General features: G+C 76.2%; 12 protein-coding genes. 11 read left to right on the forward strand and 1 reads right to left on the reverse strand.

The features are described from left to right. Positions 1–3: 3 nt before the first annotated feature. The 9 genes from R4Z62_RS10865 (at position 4) to R4Z62_RS10905 (ending at position 13760) form a co-directional block, all read left to right on the forward strand. Positions 4–1269, forward strand: coding sequence for a 6-phospho-beta-glucosidase (locus R4Z62_RS10865; protein WP_491519687.1), 1266 nt, complete (start codon positions 4–6; stop codon positions 1267–1269). Beyond that, positions 1260–2231, forward strand: coding sequence for an N-acetylglucosamine kinase (locus tag R4Z62_RS10870; protein WP_064533189.1), 972 nt, complete (start codon positions 1260–1262; stop codon positions 2229–2231). Before R4Z62_RS10865 ends, R4Z62_RS10870 begins: the two co-directional genes overlap by 10 nt. Positions 2232–2466: 235 nt before the next feature. Then, entirely contained in the window at positions 2467–3957 is a 1491-nt protein-coding gene (locus R4Z62_RS10875; RefSeq protein ID WP_491519688.1) for a GlnX family signal transduction membrane protein, read from the forward strand. 41 nt (positions 3958–3998) lie between these two features. Beyond that, positions 3999–5015: a glutamate ABC transporter substrate-binding protein gene (locus tag R4Z62_RS10880; protein ID WP_064533191.1), complete on the forward strand. Its 1017-nt coding sequence runs from the start codon at positions 3999–4001 to the stop codon at positions 5013–5015. Between the two features lie 83 nt (positions 5016–5098). After that, a complete protein-coding gene (locus tag R4Z62_RS10885) occupies positions 5099–6424 on the forward strand; it encodes a hypothetical protein (protein ID WP_491519689.1) in 1326 nt (441 codons plus the stop codon). After that, entirely contained in the window at positions 6421–8988 is a 2568-nt protein-coding gene (locus R4Z62_RS10890) for a serine/threonine-protein kinase (RefSeq protein ID WP_491519690.1), read from the forward strand. The genes R4Z62_RS10885 and R4Z62_RS10890 overlap by 4 nt, the downstream gene beginning before the upstream one ends. 3 nt (positions 8989–8991) lie before the next feature. After that, a complete protein-coding gene (locus tag R4Z62_RS10895; protein ID WP_491519691.1) occupies positions 8992–10383 on the forward strand; it encodes a protein phosphatase 2C domain-containing protein in 1392 nt (463 codons plus the stop codon). A 124-nt stretch (positions 10384–10507) separates the two neighbouring features. Beyond that, the gene (locus tag R4Z62_RS10900; RefSeq protein WP_389599171.1) at positions 10508–11854 is read left to right on the forward strand and encodes a vWA domain-containing protein; all 1347 of its coding nucleotides are present in this window, start codon (positions 10508–10510) and stop codon (positions 11852–11854) included. 82 nt (positions 11855–11936) lie between these two features. Next, entirely contained in the window at positions 11937–13760 is a 1824-nt protein-coding gene (locus R4Z62_RS10905) for an FHA domain-containing protein (RefSeq protein ID WP_491519692.1), read from the forward strand. Between the two features lie 18 nt (positions 13761–13778). Here R4Z62_RS10905 and R4Z62_RS10910 read toward each other — a convergent pair whose 3' ends face one another. After that, entirely contained in the window at positions 13779–14777 is a 999-nt protein-coding gene (locus R4Z62_RS10910; protein ID WP_491519693.1) for a methyltransferase domain-containing protein, read from the reverse strand. Positions 14778–14905: 128 nt separating this feature from the next. Between R4Z62_RS10910 and R4Z62_RS10915 the strand changes: the two genes are divergently transcribed. Further along, entirely contained in the window at positions 14906–15310 is a 405-nt protein-coding gene (locus tag R4Z62_RS10915; protein ID WP_064533197.1) for a globin, read from the forward strand. Positions 15311–15549: 239 nt separating this feature from the next. Continuing rightward, entirely contained in the window at positions 15550–18834 is a 3285-nt protein-coding gene (locus R4Z62_RS10920; RefSeq protein WP_491519694.1) for an FtsX-like permease family protein, read from the forward strand. Position 18835 lies beyond the last annotated feature (1 nt).

An 18835-nucleotide genomic window follows, 5' to 3' on the forward strand; every position in this document is an offset into this window, starting at 1 on the left:
GACATGAAACTCACCGTGGTCGGCGGCGGCTCGACCTACACCCCCGAACTCATCGACGGCTTCGCCCGGCTCAGGGACACCCTGCCCGTCGAGGAGCTGGTCCTGGTGGACCCGGCGGCCGACCGGCTGGAGCTGGTCGGCGGCCTGGCCCGCCGGATCTTCGCCAAGCAGGGGCACCCCGGCCGGATCGTCACCACCTCCGACCTGGACGCGGGCGTGGAGGGCGCCGACGCCGTGCTGCTCCAGCTGCGCGTCGGCGGCCAGGCCGCCCGCCAGCAGGACGAGACCTGGCCGCTGGAGTGCGGCTGCGTCGGCCAGGAGACCACCGGCGCCGGCGGCCTGGCCAAGGCGCTGCGCACCGTTCCGGTCGTGCTGGACATCGCCGAGCGGGTGCGCCGCACCAACCCGGACGCCTGGATCATCGACTTCACCAACCCGGTCGGCATCGTCACCCGCGCCCTGCTGGAGGCCGGGCACCGGGCGGTCGGCCTGTGCAACGTGGCCATCGGCTTCCAGCGCAAGTTCGCGAAGCTGCTCGGCGTGGCCCCGCACGACGTCCACCTGGACCACATGGGCCTGAACCACCTCACCTGGGAGACCGGGGTGCGCCTGGGCGGCCCCGAGGGCGAGAACGTGCTGCCCCGGCTGCTGGCCGAGCACGGCGACGCCGTCGCCGAGGACCTGCGGCTGCCCCGCCCGGTCCTGGACCGCCTCGGCGTGGTCCCCTCGTACTACCTGCGCTACTTCTACGCGCACGACCAGGTGGTGGAGGAGCTGCGCACCAAGCCGTCCCGGGCCGCCGAGGTGGCCGCGATGGAGCGCGAGCTGCTGGAGATGTACGGCGACCCGGCGCTGGACGAGAAGCCGGCCCTGCTCGCCAAGCGCGGCGGCGCCTACTACTCGGAGGCGGCCGTGGACCTGGCCGCGGCCCTGCTCGGCGGTGGCGGCAGCCCGTACCAGGTGGTCAACACCTACAACCGGGGCACGCTGCCCTTCCTGCCGGACGACGCGGTGATCGAGGTGCAGGCGGCCGTCGGCGCCAAGGGCGCCACCCCGCTGCCGGTGGCCCCCGTGGACCCGCTGTACGCGGGCCTGGTGGCCCATGTGACGGCGTACGAGCAGCTCGCCCTGGAGGCGGCCCTGCACGGCGGCCGGGAGCGGGTCTTCCGCGCGCTGCTCGCCCACCCCCTGATCGGCCAGTACTCCTACGCCGAGACCCTCACCGACCAGCTGATCGCACACAACCGGGAGCATCTCGCGTGGGCCTGACCGCAAGCGTCCTCGCCATCGACGCGGGCAACAGCAAGACCGACGTCGCGGTCGTGGCGGCCGACGGAAGCGTCCTCGCCACGGCCCGCGGCGGCGGGTTCCGCCCGCCCGTGGTGGGCGTGGAGACGGCCGTGGACGTCCTCGCCGACGCCGTCACGCGCGCCTGCGCCGAGGCGGGCGTCGCCTCGGTCGCCCATGTGTCGGCCTGTCTGGCCAACGCCGACCTGCCCGTGGAGGAGGAGCAGCTGGCGGCGGCCCTGCACGCGCGCGCGTGGGGCACGAGCGTCGAGGTCCGCAACGACACGTTCGCCATACTGCGCGCGGGTGTGGCCGAGCCGCGCGGGGTGGCGGTGGTCTGCGGCGCCGGCATCAACTGCGTCGGCATGCGCCCGGACGGCCGCACGGCCCGCTTCCCGGCGATAGGCCGCATCTCCGGTGACTGGGGCGGCGGTTCGGGCCTGGCGGAGGAAGCCCTGTGGTACGCCGCCCGCGCCGAGGACGGCCGCGGCGAGCCGACCGCGCTGGTGCGCACGCTGCCCGGTCACTTCGGACTCGACTCCATGTACGCCCTCATCGAGGCGCTGCACCTGGAGCACGTCGACCCGGAGCGCCGCCACGAACTGGCCCCCGTGCTGTTCGCGACGGCCGCCGAGGGCGACCCGATCGCCCGCTCGATCGTGGAACGCCTGGCCGAGGAGGTGGTGGCCATGGCGGTGGTCGCCCTGGGCCGGCTGGACCTGCTGGACGAGGAGGCCCCGGTGCTGCTGGGGGGCAGCGTCCTGGCCGCCCGCCACCCGCAGCTCGACGCGTCGCTGCGCGAACGCCTGGCCGCGCGCGCCCCGAAGGCCGTGCCGCAGGTGGTCACCGCCCGCCCGGTCCTGGGCGCGGCCCTGCTGGGCCTGGACCACGTGGGGGCGCCGGCCGGGGTGCAGGAGCGGGTGCGGGCGTACTTCGGGGGCTGAACGGGCGGTGCACGCACCACGGACACGGGCCGGCACGCGGGTGACCGGCCCGTGTTCCGTGTGTGCCGGGGGAACCGAACCGTTCCGCTTCACGTGTTCCTGAGCAGGGGGGGCGTGCGCCGGGCGCGCGGCCGGGTTCCCCGCCGCGATCGGAGCAAGATCGGGCGAAGGCCGGTGCGGATCCCGGTCAGGACAGGGATACTTGCGGCGACGGATGACCATGGGGGGGTCAGCAGTGACACACTCGCCGAACAGCAGCGTGGCGCCGCCGCACCCCGGCGCGCCCGCGACACCCGCCGTGCCGCCGCAGCCCGGTGCGCCCGCCGGGCCGGGCGGCCGGACGCCGTCGGCCCCGGCGCCGGTTCCCGCGCCGCCGCGCCGCACGGCGTTCGCCGAGGGCCTGGACCGGCTGCGCGCCGCCGCCGTCACCGGGCCGGGCAGGCTGCGGGCGATCGGCGCGCTCCTGGCGCTGCTCGTCCTCGCGTTCGGCGCCGCCGCCGCCTGGCAGAGCGGCGACCGGCGGACCGCCGCCCATGACGTCCTGCACCGCAGCCAGCCCCTCAGCTCCGAGGCGGCCGGGATCTACCGCTCCCTCGCCGACGCCAACACCATGGCGAGCAGCGGCTATCTGGCGGGCCTCCAGGAGACGCAGACGACCCGGCGACGCTACGAGTCGGACATCAGCACCGCCGCCCAGGGCCTGGTGACCGCCGCCGCCAACTCCGCGCCCGGCTCCCCGGCGGCGAAGACCATCGGCGACCTCAACGAGCTGCTGCCGCGCTACAAGGGCCTGGTGGAGTCGGCGCGCGCCAACAACCGGCAGGGCTTCCCGGTCGGCGGCGCCTATCTGCGCACCGCCAACACCCTGATGCAGCAGCAGATGCTCCCGGCCGCCGAGACGCTGTACCGCAACGAGAACGGGCGGCGCAGCGCCGACTACGGCGACGCGACGCCCTACCCGTGGGCCGCCGTCGCGCTCGGCGTGCTCGCCCTGGCCGCGCTCGGCTGGGCCCAGCGCCGCGAGTACCGGCGGACCAACCGGGTGCTGAGCCGGGGCCTGGTGGGCGCCACCGCCGCGACCGCCGCCGTCCTGCTGTGGCTGGTCGCCGGGCACGGCCTCGCCCGCTCCGCCCTGGATGACTCCCGGCGCGACGTGGACTCGCTGAACGTGCTGCACGACGCCCGGATCGCCTCCCTCAAGGCGCGTGGCGACGAGAACCTCACCCTGGTCAGCCGGGGCGCGGAGACCAGGACCCTGCCGGGCGGCAAGGTGAGGGACGCCTACGACTGGAACTACGACCAGGAGATCGGCGACCTCACCGGCAAGCTGGCGCGGGCCGCGGCCATCGCCGACGACGCGGCGGGCCGCGCACCGGTGCGGGCCGCGAGCGAGTCGGTGAAGGTCTGGAAGTCCCGGCACGCGCTGGCCCGCCAGGCCGACGACGCCGGGGACTACCGCACGGCCCGCGACCGGGTCATCGGCACCGGCGCGACGGACGGCAAGAGCGCGAAGGGCGCGAAGGACGAGTCGACGGGTGCGTGCTTCGACGACGTCGACGCCGCGCTCAGGACGGCGATCGACCACGAGACGGCGAAGTTCGAGGACGCCGCGCAGGACGGGCTCGGCGCGATGGGCCTGCTGCCCGAGGGCGCCGCCGCCCTGGCCCTGCTCGGCGGGGCCGGTGCCCTGCTGGGCATCGGGCGAAGGCTGTCGGAGTACCGGTGAGAGTGAGAGGGGGCGTGACAAGGGTGGAAGGAGGCGTGCGGATGCGCATGCGGCGACTGCGGTCCGGTCTGAGGGGCTGGGGCGGTGTGGGCGCGATGGCGGTCGTCTGCGTCCTGGCGCTGGCGTTCGTCCTGGTGCTGCCCGCCACCCGGTCGCACGGCGGGCCTCCCCCGGCCGCGGGCGGCGCCGGGGCGGCTCAGGGCGTGCAGGCCAGGGCCGGCGACTGCGACGACGGCGACGCGCAGAACCGCAGTCTGGCACCGGCCGACGCGGACGGCCCCGCCGTCGAGCGGATCAGGAAGCGCGGCTCCCTGGTGGTCGGCGTCGACCAGAACAGCTTCGCCTGGGGCTACCGCAACCCGAACAGCACCTCCGACGACCTGGACGGCTTCGACATCGCCCTGGCCCGCCGGATCGCGCAGGACCTGCTGGGCAGCCCGACGAAGGTCACCTTCCGGGCCATCCCGACCAACGAGCGCGAACACGCGGTGGAGAGCGGCCGGGTCGACCTGGTGGTGCGCACCATGACCATCACCTGCAAGCGCCTGGAGAAGGTGGCGTTCTCCGCGCCGTACTTCCTCACCGGCCAGCAGGTCCTCGCGCCGCGCACCTCGCCGATCACCGGTTACGACGCGTCCCTCGCCGGCAAGAAGGTGTGCTCGGCGACCGGTTCGACCGCCTACGACCACCTGTCCGCCGACCGGAAGAGCGGTGCCCTGCCCGCGTCCACGGACATCTCCACCACCGTCCCCAACCAGCTGGACTGCCTGGTGCGTCTCCAACTGGGCGACGTGGACGCGGTGGTGACCGACGGCGCGCTCGCCGCCAGCCAGGCCGCGCAGGACCCGGCGGTGGAGCTGAAGGGCGGCACCTTCACCAAGGAGTACTACGGCGTGGCGATGCGGCGGGGCGCCGACGATCTGGTACGTCAGGTCAACCGCAGCCTGGAGGACTACCGCAAGGACGGGGGCTGGAAGGCGGCGTACGACCACTGGCTGTCCGCCACCCTGGGTAAGGATTCGGAGTCGGCGACTCCGCCGGCACCGGCCTACCGGTGACCCCGGCCCGCGCGGGCCGCGGACGAAGAGGCCACCGAGCGGCGCAGGGCCGACGGACCACGAAGAGCAGCGAGAGGTGATCGATGGGCGGCGCGGACCCCGCCGGGCCGGTGCTGAACCGGGACGAGGTGGACCGTGCGCTGGCGCGGCTCGGCGCGGAGCACGAGGCGATCGAGACCTCGCTGCTCGCCCTCCAGGACCACGCGGGCCGCAGACTCCTCGAAGGCGCCCGGCTGACCGGGGTCACCGAGGAGCGCTGGGCGGTGACGGAGGCGTCGATATCACTGCTGTGGGCGTACTTCGACGCCTACGCGGGCGCGTTGCGCACCGCCCGTGAGATCCGCGCCCGCCGCCGCTGGTCCAGCCGCGAGGACCTGGTGGAGCTGACCGAACTGCTGCGCGGCGCGAGCGTCACGGTCCCCGGCGCCGCGGCGGCCGGCGCGCCCGCGCTGGCCGAGGCGGGACGCCTGAGCCGGTCCTTCTCGCTGGCCGAGCTGGTGGACCGGATGAACGAGCTGTACGCGAGCAGCCTGGACATGGTGGTCGCGGCGGACGCCGTGTGGTCGGCGCTGCCCGCCCGTATCGACCTGCTCGCCGCCGAACTCCAGCGCACCCGGCGGCTCGCGCACTCGGTGGGCGTACGCCCCGGCGAACACCCGGCGGGCGACGACCTGGAACGCATCACCCGCACCCTGACCCGGCTGCGCGAGCAGGTGGTCAGCGACCCGCTCGCCCACTGGGTGCCCGCGCAGGGCAGTTCGGCGCCAGGCGGCGGGCGGCCCGACACCACGGTGTACGACCGCGAGGCGCGGGCGCTGGAGGAGGTGCGCCGGGAGATCGACGCCGTGCTCGGGGTGCGCCAGGACGCCGAACAGCGGCTGATCCGGCTGCGGGACGTGCTCTCGCGCGCCGACCGCACGCTCGCCGAGGCGCGCACCGCGCGCGGTGAGGTGCTGGCGAAGATCGCCGCCACCGAGGTGCCCGTGGTCAGCGGCCCGCCGACCGCGCTCCAGGAGCAGTTGTCGGCGGCGGCCGAGTACCGCAGGCAGGCCCAGTGGCACCGGCTGTCACCGCTACTGGAGTCCCTCGAACAGAAGGCCGAGGACGAACTGCTGCGCGCCCGCGAGTCGTTGACGGCGGTCACCGCGCCGCTGGCGGTCCGCGCCGAGCTGCGCGGCCGCCTCGACGCGTACCGGGCCAAGGTGACCCGGCACGGCCTGGCGGAGGACCCGCTGCTGGTCGAGCGGTACGACGCGGCCCGCCGCATGTTGTGGAGCGCCCCCTGCGACCTGCGGGTGGCCGAACAGGCGGTGCTGCGCTACCAGCACGCGGCGGCGGAACTGCTGGGCGCGGCACGGGTGCCGCGCCAGGGCGGTCCTCGGGACGGCGACGGTGGGGGGGAGTCATGAGTCAGGCGGGGCAGACCTGTCAGCGGCCGGACTGCGGCGGGGCGTACGAGGACGTGGGCGGCGGTGAGCTGTACTGCGACACCTGCGGCCTGGCGCCGGTGGTGTCGGCGACCGGCCTGGTGACCTCCGCCCCCACGGGGGCCGTGGGCGGCGGCAACGGCTCGGCGGCGAGCGGCGGTTCGCGTGCCGGCGAGCGTACGTCGTCGCAGTCGTCGAGGTCGCCCCGGTCGGTGTCGGGGCGGCTGTCGCGCTCGGTGTCGGGGCGGTCCACCAGCCGGTCGGTGTCGGTGCGCAGCTCGGGTTCGGCGGCGGGCTCCTCGGGCCGCGCCCGGCTGGGGGCCGGTCTGGTGCAGGTGCCGCAGGTGCCGCGGCCCGACCCGCGCTCGATGGTGCTGGAGAACCCGGAGGTGCCCGAGCGCAAGCGGTTCTGCTCGCGCGCGGACTGCGGGGCGCCGGTGGGCCGGGCGCGCGGCGAGCGGCCCGGCCGCACGGAGGGCTTCTGCACCAAGTGCGGCCATCCGTACTCGTTCGTGCCCAAGCTGCGCGCCGGGGACGTGGTGCACGGCCAGTACGAGGTCGCCGGGTGCCTGGCGCACGGCGGTCTGGGCTGGATCTACCTGGCCGTGGACCGGGCCGTGGCCGACCGGTGGGTGGTCCTCAAGGGCCTGCTGGACACCGGCGACCAGGACGCGATGGCGGCGGCCATCTCCGAGCGGCGTTTCCTCGCGGAGATCGAGCACGCCAACATCGTGCGGATCTACAACTTCGTGGAGCACCTGGACCAGCGCACCGGCTCCCTCGACGGCTACATCGTCATGGAGTACGTCGGCGGCAAGTCGCTGAAGGAGATCGCCAACGCCCGCCGCACCCCGGACGGACGGCGCGACCCGCTGCCGGTGGAGCAGGCGTGCGCGTACGGCATCGAGGCGCTGGAGGCGCTCGGCCATCTGCACAGCCGCAACCTGCTGTACTGCGACTTCAAGGTCGACAACGCGATCCAGACCGAGGACGAACTGAAGCTGATCGACATGGGCGCGGTGCGCCGGGCGGACGACGACGAGTCGGCCATCTACGGCACCGTGGGCTACCAGGCGCCCGAGGTCGCGGAGACCGGCCCCTCGGTGGCCAGCGACCTGTACACGGTGGGCCGTACGCTCGCGGTGCTCACCTTCGACTTCCAGGGCTACACGAACACCTACGCCGACTCGCTGCCCGACCCGGACACCATCGAGGTGTTCCGGCGCTACGAGTCCTTCTACCGGCTGCTGGTGCGCGCCACCGATCCGGACCCGGCCCGCAGGTTCGCCTCCGCGCAGGAGATGGCCGAGCAGCTGACGGGGGTGCTCCGGGAGGTCGTGTCGCTCCAGACGGGCCGGGCCCGTCCGGCGCTTTCGACGCTGTTCGGCCCGGAGACCAGGGTCACCGACACGGAGCTGTTCCCGCCGCTGGACGGGGACGTGTCCCGGCTGGGCGCGCGGGCGCCCGTCGGGCGCGGACGCGGCCGGGCGGCTCCGGCGCCCGCCCCGGCGCTCGGCCCCGGTCCTGGCGCGCCCGCGCCCGCCCTGACCGCAGGAAGCGCCGGAGGCGCCGCGACCGCCGTGAGCGCCCCGGGCGCCGCTCCCGCCCTGGTACGGCCGGTGGACGCCCCGGCGGCGGCCCTCGCCCTGCCCGTGCCGCACGTCGACACCACCGACCCCAACGCGGGCTTCCTGGCGGGCCTGCTGGCCTCCGCGCCCGCCGAGCTGATCCCCGCGCTGGCCGCCGCGCCCGCGCAGTCCACCGAGACCCGGCTGCGCCTGGTCCGCGCCCGGCTGGAGACCGGCGAGAGCACCGAGGCGCTGCGGGTGCTGCGCGCCCTGGAGGAGGCGCACCCCGACGACTGGCGGGTGGTCTGGTACCGGGGCCTGGCGTCCCTGGTCACGGCCGAACACGAGGAGGCGGCGCTCGCCTTCGACGCGGTCTACGACGCCTTCCCCGGCGAGGTCGCGCCCAAGCTGGCGCTCGGCCTGTGCGCCGAGGTGCTCGGCCAGCTCGACAACGCCGCCGAGTACTACCGCCTGGTCTGGGCGAGCGACCCGAGCCATGTGAGCGCGGCGTTCGGCCTGGCCCGGGTCCAGCTCGCCGGCGGCGACCGGCGCGCGGCCGTAGGGACCCTGGAGTCGGTCCCGGAGTCCTCCGTGCACTGCACGGCGGCCCGGGTGGCGGCGGTACGGGCCCGGCTGCGGCACCGTACGGCGCTCGCCTCCGACACGCCGTTCCAGGAGGATCTGACGGCCGCCGCCGCCCAGGTGGAGGCGCTGCGCACGCACGGTCTCGACCCGGCGCGGCGCGAGTCGCTGTCGGCCGAGGTTCTCGGCTGCGCGCTGGACTGGATACTCTCCGGGGGCAGGGCCGCGGATCCGTCCCCGGGACGGGTGCTGCTCGGCAGCGACCTGGACGAGCGGGGACTCCGCTTCGGCCTGGAGCGTACGTACCGCACGCTGGCCCGGCTGGCGCCCGGCGGTGAGGAGAGGATCGACCTGGTGGAACGTGCCAACCGTTACCGCCCCCGGACATGGGTGTAGTTGATGTCGCAGATGCACCAGCAGGCCGCCGCCCTGACGAACTGCCCGAGCTGCGCGGAGCCGCTCGAATCGGGTGACCGTTTCTGCGGCGCCTGCGGATTCGACCTGTCCGCGGCCGCCGCGGCGCCGTCCGGCACGCCGACGGCCGCCATGCACACCGGCGCGGTGCCGCGCCCGTCCGCCCCGGCCGAGGACGGCGCCGCGGACGAGGAGTGGCCGCTCGCCCCGCAGTCGGACAGCTCCGGCGGGGCGCGCATGCAGCGCCCCACGGATCTGCCCGGCACCGACTCGGGCGGCTCGCCGCTGCCCGCGCAGGGGCAGCCGGCACCACAACAGCCGGGCGTGGGCGTGCGGTTCGACCGCGCGGCCGGGTCCGAGCCCGAGGAGTACCCGTTGCAGGCACCAGATCCGCGCGGACCCGTCCCCGGCGCGCAGGACGCGCCCGGCACCCCGGCGGAGCCCGCCGCCGCCCAGGCCGCCACCGCCGTGTGCGTGGCCTGCCGCGCGGGCCGGGTGGACGACGACGGCTACTGCGAGAACTGCGGGCACGCCCAGCCGCGCGAACGCGACCACATGGAGCGGGAGTCGGGGCCCGTGGCGGCGGTCAGCGACCGCGGGCGGCGCCACCACCGCAACGAGGACGCGTTCGCGATCGGCAACGCGGTGCTGCCCGGCGGCTCGCCCGCCGCGGTGGCCGTCGTCTGCGACGGCGTGTCCTCCGCGACCCGCCCCGACGAGGCGTCCCTGGCCGCGTCCCGGGCGGCGAGCGCCACTCTGCTGGAGGCCCTGCCCCGGGGCGTCCACCCGCAGCAGGCGATGCACGAGGCGATCGTCGCCGCCGCGCGGTCGGTCGACGCGCTCGCCGAGGAGCCCGCAGCGGACCGCGAGCACTCCCCGCAGCAGAACTCCCCCGCCTGCACGCTCGTCGGCGCGGTCGTCACCGCCGGGCTGCTGGTGGTCGGCTGGGTCGGCGACAGCCGCGTCTACTGGGTGCCGGTGGACCGCTCGGCGCCGCCGGCCCGGCTCACCGAGGACGACTCGTGGGCCGCGCAGATGGTGGCCGCCGGGCTGATGAGCGAGGCGCAGGCGTACGCCGACGAGCGCGCCCACGCGATCACCGGCTGGCTCGGCGCGGACGCCTACGAACTGGAGCCGCACACCGCGTCGTTCAAGCCGGACCGGCCCGGAGTGGTCGTGGTCTGCACGGACGGCCTGTGGAACTACGCGGAGACGGCCGAGGAGATGGCCGAGGTGCTGCCCCGGGACGCCGCCGACCGCCCGCTGCACAGCGCCCGGGTGCTGGTCGGCCACGCGCTCGACGGCGGGGGCCACGACAACGTAACAGTGGCGCTGCTGCCGTTCCCGGTCGTGCCGCAGGGGGCAGGATCGGCCTGAGGGACCGGACCGGGCGGGGCGGCCACGGGTACGGGGAGCGCCGGTGGACCGGAAGGGGCCGGTCCGCAGGAACCGCACAGTCGTCGGCCCCGCTCACGGGGCCCGGAGGGGGATCTGGCAAGGCATGGCCAACTTCTCGAAGTCCAGCGTGCCGCAGTTCTCGGTGGACGTGTACCAGAACGAGTACCTGCCCGAGGGCGGGCGCGAGGTCAACGCCGTCGTCACGGTGACGGCGACCGGCGGCGGCACCATCGGGAGCGCGGCCGGCGCCCCGCATCCGTCCGCCACCGGTGAGGGGCCGTCCGCGGCGGTGGTCGTCATGGTCGACTGCTCGGGCTCGATGGACTATCCGCCGGCCAAGATGCGCAACGCCCGCGAGGCCACGGCCGCCGCGATCGGCACGCTGCGCGACGGGGTGCGGTTCGCGGTGGTCGCCGGGACGCACCGGGCCACCGAGGTCTATCCGGGCGGCGGCAGGCTCGCCGTCGCCGACTCCGTCACCCGCGGCCACGCCAAGCTGGCGCTGCGCAAGCTCGGCGCGGGCGGCGGCACCGCCATCGGCACCTGGCTGCGGCTCGCCGACCGGCTGCTCGCCTCGGAGGACGTGGCCATCCGGCACGGCATCCTGCTCACCGACGGGCGCAACGAACACGAGTCGCCCGAGGACCTGCGGGCGGCGCTCGACGCGTGCGCCGGGCGCTTCACCTGCGACGCCCGGGGCGTGGGCACCGACTGGGAGGTGAAAGAGGTCACCGGGATCGCCTCCGCGCTGCTCGGCACCGCCGACATCGTCGCCGACCCGGCGGGCCTGGCCGCCGACTTCGCACAGATGATGGAGACGGCGATGGGCAAGGAGGTCGCCGACGTCGCCCTGCGGGTGTGGACACCGGTCGGCACGACGATCCGGTTCGTCAAGCAGGTCGCGCCCACGGTGGAGGACCTGACCGGCCGCCGCACCGAGGCGGGACCGCGCGCCGGGGACTATCCGACCGGCTCCTGGGGCGACGAGTCCCGCGACTACCACCTGTGCGTCGAGGTGCCCGCGGCCCACCTGGGCCAGGAGATGCTGGCGGCCCGGGTCTCCCTGGTGGTGCCGCAGCCGGACGGCGGCGCCCGGAACCTCGGCGCCCAGGGGCTGGTACGGGCCGTGTGGACCGACGACGTGGCCGCCTCCACCTCGATCAACCCCCAGGTCGCCCACTACACCGGGCAGGCCGAACTGGCACAGGTCATCCAACAGGGCCTCGATCTCCGCAAAGCGGGCGATTCCGATGGAGCGACGGCCAGACTGGGGCGGGCGGTCCAGCTCGCCGCCGCCTCGGGGAACGCGGATACGGCCAAGCTGCTCTCCAAGGTGGTGGACGTGGTGGACGCGGCGGCGGGTACTGTGCGACTGAAGGCGAAGGTCGAGGAAGCCGACGAGATGACTCTCGAGACCCGGTCCACAAAGACTGTTCGTGTAAAGAAGTGACCTGAAAGACAGCGAGCCCGGCCCCTCGGGGTGGGAGAAAACCCGGTCGACGCGACCGGACAGGAGAGGGGGAAGCGCCGACATGCCGACCTGCCCGAACGGACACCAGTCGGGTTCCGACGACTGGTGCGAGGTCTGCGGTCACCGCATGGCCGGTGCCGTACCGCCCCCGCCCCCGCCGCCGCCCCCGGTCGGCGGCTACGGCTTCCCGCCCGCGCCCGGTCCCGGCGGACCCGGTGGCCAGGGCGGACCCGGTGGCCAGGGCGGACCCGGTGGTCCCGGCGGCCCCGGTCCGGCCGGCGGTTTCCCGCCCGCCTCCGCCGGGCCCGGCGGCCGGGCCGAGCTGTGCCCGCAGTGCCGTACGCCCCGGGAGGGCGGCGCGCCGTTCTGCGAGGAGTGCCGCTGGAACTTCCTGACGAACACCGCCACCTCGTACACCCCGGCCGCGCCGCGCCCGCAGAACCCGGGCCCCGGCCCGCGCTTCCCGCAGGCACCCGGCCCGTCCTACGGCGGCGGTGACTCCTACGAGTACCAGGGCTCCCGGCCCTCACAGGTGAACCGGCCCGCCGAGCCGATCCCGCCCTTCGGCGCGGAGCCCGGCGGCCAGGGCGGACCCGGCGGCCCGGGTGCGCCCGGCGGCTTCGGCCGGCCCGGTGGCCCCGGTGCGCCCGGCGGTCCCGGTGGCCAGGGCGGCTTCGGCGCGGACCCGTCGCGCCCGGTCCCGCCGCCCCCCGGCCCGACCCCGCCCGCCGGTCCCGGTGGTCCCGGTGGTCCGGGCGGATTCGGCAACCCCGGCCGACAGGGCGGCCCCGACGGGCCGGGCGGTCCCGGCGGCTTCGGCGACTCCGGTCGGCAGGGCGGCGGTCCCCACGGGCCCGGCGGCCAGGGCGACTTCGGCCGTCCCCAGGGCCCCGGCGGCCAGGGCAACCCCAACGGGCCAGGTGGCCAGGGCGGCTTCGGCGGTCCCAGTGGTCCTGGTGGTCCTAACGGTCCCGGCGGCTTCGGCAACCCCGCAGGCCCCGGCGGACCCGGCGGCCCCGGCCAGCAGGGCGGCCCCCACGGCCCCCACGGGCCCGGCGGTCAGGGCGGCTTCGGCGGTCCTGGTGGTCCTGGTGGTCCTGGTCAGCAGGGCGGCCCCAACGGACCCGGCGGACCCGGCGGTTTCGGCAACCCCACAGGCCCCGGCGGACCCGGCGGCCCCGGCCAGCAGGGCGGCCCCGGTGGCGCCGCGCAGGCGTTCCACCGGTCCGGCCCGCCCGCGCCGCCCGCGTTCCCGCAGGAGACGAACCGGCCGCAGCCGGGCGGCCCCGGCGGGCCCGGCGGCTTCGGCGGGGACGACGACTGGGTGCTGTCCCCGCCTTCGTCCACCGACCCCGGCGGGCAGGGCGGCCAGGGCGGCGGCTACGGCTATCCGCAGCCCGGCTCCCCGCAGTCGCCGCCCTCCTCACCGTTCCCGCAGCAGCCGCACCAGCCCCAGCAGCCCCAGCAGCCCCAGCAGCCGGCGACCTGGACGGCGACGATCGGGCCGGACCGCGACTACTTCATGGCGATGATGCAGCGCTCGGGCCCCGAGGCCGCGGGCCTGAACCTGCCCGCGTACTCGCCCGAGCAGCAGCGCACGCTCGGCGGCGGCCAGGTCACCATCGGCCGGCGTCGGCACTCCACCGGCGACACCCCCGACATCGACCTGTCGGTGCCGCCGGAGGACCCGGGCGTCTCGCACCAGCACGCGGTGCTCGTCCAGCAGCCGGACGGCGGCTGGGCGGTCGTCGACCAGAACTCGACCAACGGCACCACCGTCAACGGCGGCGAGGAGCCCATCCAGCCCTTCGTGCCGGTGCCGCTCCAGGACGGCGACCGGGTGCACGTGGGCGCCTGGACGACGATCACGGTGCGGCGCGGCTGACCCGCGCCGCCGTAGGGATCACCCCGGCAGGGGCCAGCGGTGCGGCCCCCGCGGGTCGTCGAGCCACGCCCAGGCCCGCCCGTCGCACACGGTGACGCCGTAGCGCTCCCGCGGCGGGCGGCCCGCGCGCTCCCACAGGGCATGGGCCTCGCGCGGGCCGGTCCGCCCCCGGGTCAGGGCCAGCAGGAAGCGGAAGTCGTCGTCCTCCCGGGCCCGCGCGGGCACCCCGCGCAGGTCCGGGAGCGGCGCGTCCGGGCCGCCGCCGGTGCCGCGCAGCGGGACGAAGTAGGCGGCGGTGTCGAGGAACGGACCCTCGGCGTGCGCGGCGTCCCGCACGGTCAGCGTCACCAGGCCGGTGGCGAGCGGGGTCAGGATCCGGGCGCCGGGCACGCACTGGGCGAGCCAGGCGCGCGGGACGGTGGGCAGCGCGCAGGTGGCGATGATCCGGTCGTAGGGGGCGCGTTCGGGGACCCCGCGGGCGCCGTCGCCCGTGACCACCGCCGGGTGGTGGCCCGCGGCGGCCAGATGGCACCGGGCCGCCTCGGTGATCTCCGGTTCCAGGTCGACGGTGGTGACGAGGCCGTCGTCGCCGAGCCGGTGGGCGAGCAGGGCCGCGTTGTAGCCGGTGCCCGCGCCGACCTCCAGGACCCGGTCGCCGTCGGCGGGCCGCAGTTCGGCCAGCATCTGGGCCATCAGCGAGGGCTGGCTGCTGGAGGAGACCAGTTCGCCGTCGCGCAGCCGGGTGGCGAGCGGTACGTCCTCGTAGGCGCCGCGCAGCCACCGTTCGCGCGCCACGGCATCCGGGCTCTGGCCCCAGCGGCGTTCGTGGCCGCCGGGCCCGGCGACGTAGTAGTACGGCACGAACAAATGCCGCGACACCCGGGCGAACGCCTCCCGCCAGACCGGGTCGGCCGCCCACGCCCCGCTCGCCTCGATCTCGCGCACCAGCCGCGCCCGCGCCTCGGCGGCGAGGCCGTCCCAGTCCTGCTCGTCGGTCCCGACAGCGTGCGCGCCCATGCCTCCACTGTGCTGCGCGGAGCGCCGCGAGGCGAGCACCGGCGCCGGGCCGCGCCCTTCCCCCCGGCCGGGGGTGAACGGGTCCTAGGACCGGGGTCCTCCGTCCGGCGGTCTGAGACGATGAACGGGTGAATGAGATTCGGCGCGGCACGCTTCAGGAGCAGACCTTCTACGAGCAGGTCGGTGGGGAGGAGACCTTCCGCCGGCTCGTGCACCGTTTCTACGAGGGGGTCGCGGGCGACCCCGAACTGCGGGCGATGTACCCGGAGGAGGACCTCGGTCCGGCGGAGGAGCGGCTGCGGCTGTTCCTGATGCAGTACTGGGGCGGCCCGACGACGTACGGCGAGCGGCGCGGCCATCCGCGGCTGCGGATGCGGCACGTGCCCTTCACGGTGGACCGCGCGGCGCACGACGCCTGGCTGCGGCACATGCGGACCGCCGTGGACGAGCTGGGCCTGTCCGAGGAGCACGAGCGGACGCTGTGGAACTACCTGACGTACGCGGCCGCCTCCATGATCAACACCCCGGGCTGAGCCGCCCGGCGCGCCCCGGCCCGATCCGCCCCGGCCCGATCCGCCCCGGCCCGAACCACCGGTTCTGAGCCACCGGCTGGCGTGCACGAGTCCGGAACGTCGCTCGGAGTCCCGCATTCCGGTCGTTCGACGCCGATTTCCGGTCACAATCCGATCAAGCTCGGTCTACAAGCGCTTACCCGCGCCCGGTCCCCTCTGACAGCATCGCCGAAAGGTCTGAACAACTACGGGGGAGCCGGGTGGCGGGGTTCACGGGATTCATCCTGTCGCGGGCGCGCGCCCACCGGCTGCTCCTGGCCGCCGCGGTGCTCTCGGTCCTGCTGACGACGGCCGTGCTGGCCACGCTCACCGCCTACTCCGGCGCGATCGGCGACGCCGCGCTGCGCCACTCGCTGCGGGACCCGCGCAACGCGGCCGGCACGACCCTGGTCGTCAAGGCCGACGTACCGCCCGCGCAGCGCGCCGCTGCCGACGCGGCCGTACGGAAGCAGGTCCGCACCGCCTTCGACGGCCTGCCGGTGAGCGTGCACGCGCTGGCCCGCTCCGGCCCCTACTCCCTGCCGCGCACGCTCCAGCCGGCCGCGCAGCGCTCCGGCGACCCGGACCTGACGTACTTCGCCGCCCTGGAACCGGCCCAGGTGCGGCTGGTCTCCGGCAGCCTCCCGCGCGCCACCGCGACGGGCGAGCTCCAGGCCGCGCTGCCGCAGGCGGCGGCGCAGCGCCTGGGCCTGAAGCCCGGCGCCCGGCTGACCCTCGGCGACCGTCTGCGCGAGCGCGAGGTCCAGGTGCGGATCACCGGCCTGTACCGGCCCGTGCGGGCCGACGCGCCGTACTGGCAGCTCGACGACCTGGGCGGACGCGGTGTCCGCAAGGTCGACTTCACGACGTACGGGCCGCTGCTGGCCGACGCCGGGCTGCTCGCCGGGGACCGGGTGAGCGCCGGGCAGACCGCCTGGCAGGCCGCCGCGGACTTCGGCACCCTGACCACCGGCCGGACCGGCGCGCTGCGCGACGCGGTCGGCGCGGGCGCGGCCGCCCTGAAGAAGACGACCGCCCTGGGCGCCACCCCGACCGTCACCACCACGCTGCCCGACGTCCTCGACCGGATCGACCGCTCCCTGCTGGTGGCCCGCTCGACCCTGCTGATCGCCGCGCTCCAGCTCGCGCTGCTCGCCGGGTACGCGCTGCTGCTGGTGGCCCGGCTGCTGAGCAGCGAACGCGCCGGTGAGAGCCGGCTGCTGCGGGCCCGCGGCGGTTCCCGGGCCCGGCTGGCGGGCCTGGCCGCCACGGAGGCGCTGCTGCTGGCCGTGCCGGCCGTGGTGTGCGCGCCGCTGCTCGCCGGGCCGCTGACCCGGCTGCTGGCCGGGCAGGGCGCCCTGGCCCGGATCGGGCTGCATCCGGACGTCCCGGTGACCGGCGGCCCCGGGGTGTGGCTGGTCGCCGCCGCGGTGGCGCTGGGCTGCGCGCTCGCGGTGACACTGCCCGCCCTGACCTCCTCCCTCGCGCCCGGCCGCCGCGCCCGCGCGCTGCCCGCGCCGCTGCGGGCGGGCGCCGACGTCGGCCTGCTGGCGGTGGCCGGTGTCGCCTACTGGCAGCTGAACCAGCAGTCCTCCGGCGCGGTCGGCGGCGACAGCGCCGGAGGACTCGGCATCGACCCGCTGCTGGTCACCGCGCCCGCGCTCGCCCTGCTGGCCGGCACGGTGCTGACCCTGCGGCTGCTGCCGCCGGTGGCGCGGCTGGCCGAGCGGCGGGCGGCCGGCGGCCGCGGACTGCCGACCGCGCTGGCCGGCTGGCAGTTCAGCCGCCGCCCCACCCGCGGCGCCGGACCGGTGCTGCTGCTGGTGCTGGCCATCGCGCTGGGCATGCTGGCGATCGGCCAGAACGCCTCCTGGGACCGCTCGCAGAACGACCAGGCCGACTTCCTCGCCGGTGCGCCGGTGCGGGTGATGGGCGCGGGCGAGGGCGGCCTCGGCCGCACCGAGCAGTACGCGGCCGTCCCGCACGTGCGGTCCGCCGCCCCCGCCGTCCGCTCCTCGCTGCCGCTGTCCGGCGACCGGACGGCGACCGCCCTCGCCCTGGACACCACCACCGCCTCCGGCGCGGTGCTGATGCGCCCCGACCTGGCGCCGCAGCCGGTGACGCCGATGCTCGCGCAGCTGGCCCCCAAGGGCGCGGCGGCGGGCGTGCCGGTGCCGCAGGGCACCACCCGGCTGCGCCTGACGACGGCCGTGCGCGGCACCCCGGCCGAGCGTCCGGCGCCCTCGGTCGACCTGGCGGTCACCGTCGAGGACCGGTACGGCGTCCCCTACCGCACGTCCCTGCCCGCGCTGCCCGCCGACGGCCGCGCCCGCCCCCTCGACCTGCGCCTGCCGCCCGGCGCGGGCCCGCTGACGCTGACCGGCCTGGACCTGACCGTGACCCAGCCGGTCGACCGGGCCGCCGAGCACCGTCTGACCGTGTCCCGGATCGAGACCGTCGGCGACGGCGGCACGACACGGGCGCTGACCCTGCCGACGACCTGGACGGCGGTCTCCTCCGGCGGCGACCAGGACTCCTTCCCCGACCACAGGAACGCCCCGGCCGCCGCGAAGGTGACCTCGGCCCGGCCGCTGACGGTCGCCTACGGCACCGGATACGTGCCGCGCGAGAACAGCTACGACCTGGACACGGTGAGCGTCCGGCTCCAGGTCGGGCGGCCCGCGCGGACGGAGATCGCGGCGGTGGCCACCGACCGCTTCCTGGCCTCCGCGGGCGCCCGCACCGGACAGCGCATGGACGTCACGTTCGCCGGCCGCAACCTGCCGGTGCGGATCGTCCGCGCGGTGCACGAGCTGCCGACCACGTCCGGAGCGGGCCAGAGCGCCGCCCCGGACGCGGCCCACGACGGCGGAGGCATCCTGATGGACCTGCGGTCGGTGAACCGGCTGCTCCAGAGCGGCTACGGGGAGAGCGCCGAGCCCACCGAGTGGTGGCTGAGCACCGACCCCGCGCACACCGGCGACGTCGCCGCCGCCCTGCGCGCCCTGCCCGACGTCGACCCGGCGCAGGTCGTGGTGCGCGCCGAGATCGCCGACCGGCTGCGCGACGACCCGTTCGGCGCCGGACCGGCCGCCGCGTTCACGGCCGCGGCGGTGGTCGCGGCGGCGCTGGCAGCGCTCGGCTTCGCGGTGAGCGCGGCCGGGGCGCTGCGCGAACGGGACGCCGAGTTCGCGGTGCTGCGCGCCCTGGGCGCCCCGCGCCGCCAGCTCGCCCGGATGCTCGCCGCCGAACAGGGCATGCTGGTGGCCCTCGCGCTGGTGGTCGGCGTGGCCCTGGGCACGGTCCTGACCCGGGCCGTGATCCCGCTGATCGTCCTGACCGGGCAGGCCGCGAAACCGGTGCCGTCGGTGCTGGTCCAGCTGCCGCCCGGCCAGGTGGCACTGCTGCTCGCCGGTGTCGCCGCCGCACCGCTCGTCGTCACGGCGGTCATGACCCTGCGCCGGGCCGACCCGGCGGTGTCCCTTCGAGACCGCGGAGGTGAGTGAG

This window comes from Streptomyces sp. PL-25 (assembly GCF_058344915.1).

What these genes read in the sequence shown, in the direction of transcription:
- R4Z62_RS10865 (WP_491519687.1), top strand. Translation starts at nt 4, where the DNA reads ATGAAACTCACCGTGGTCGGCGGCGGCTCGACCTACACCCCCGAACTC.
- R4Z62_RS10880 (WP_064533191.1), top strand. Translation starts at nt 3,999, where the DNA reads ATGCGCATGCGGCGACTGCGGTCCGGTCTGAGGGGCTGGGGCGGTGTG.
- R4Z62_RS10885 (WP_491519689.1), top strand. Translation starts at nt 5,099, where the DNA reads ATGGGCGGCGCGGACCCCGCCGGGCCGGTGCTGAACCGGGACGAGGTG.
- R4Z62_RS10890 (WP_491519690.1), top strand. Translation starts at nt 6,421, where the DNA reads ATGAGTCAGGCGGGGCAGACCTGTCAGCGGCCGGACTGCGGCGGGGCG.
- R4Z62_RS10895 (WP_491519691.1), top strand. Translation starts at nt 8,992, where the DNA reads ATGTCGCAGATGCACCAGCAGGCCGCCGCCCTGACGAACTGCCCGAGC.
- R4Z62_RS10900 (WP_389599171.1), top strand. Translation starts at nt 10,508, where the DNA reads ATGGCCAACTTCTCGAAGTCCAGCGTGCCGCAGTTCTCGGTGGACGTG.
- R4Z62_RS10905 (WP_491519692.1), top strand. Translation starts at nt 11,937, where the DNA reads ATGCCGACCTGCCCGAACGGACACCAGTCGGGTTCCGACGACTGGTGC.
- R4Z62_RS10910 (WP_491519693.1), bottom strand. Translation starts at nt 14,777, where the DNA reads ATGGGCGCGCACGCTGTCGGGACCGACGAGCAGGACTGGGACGGCCTC.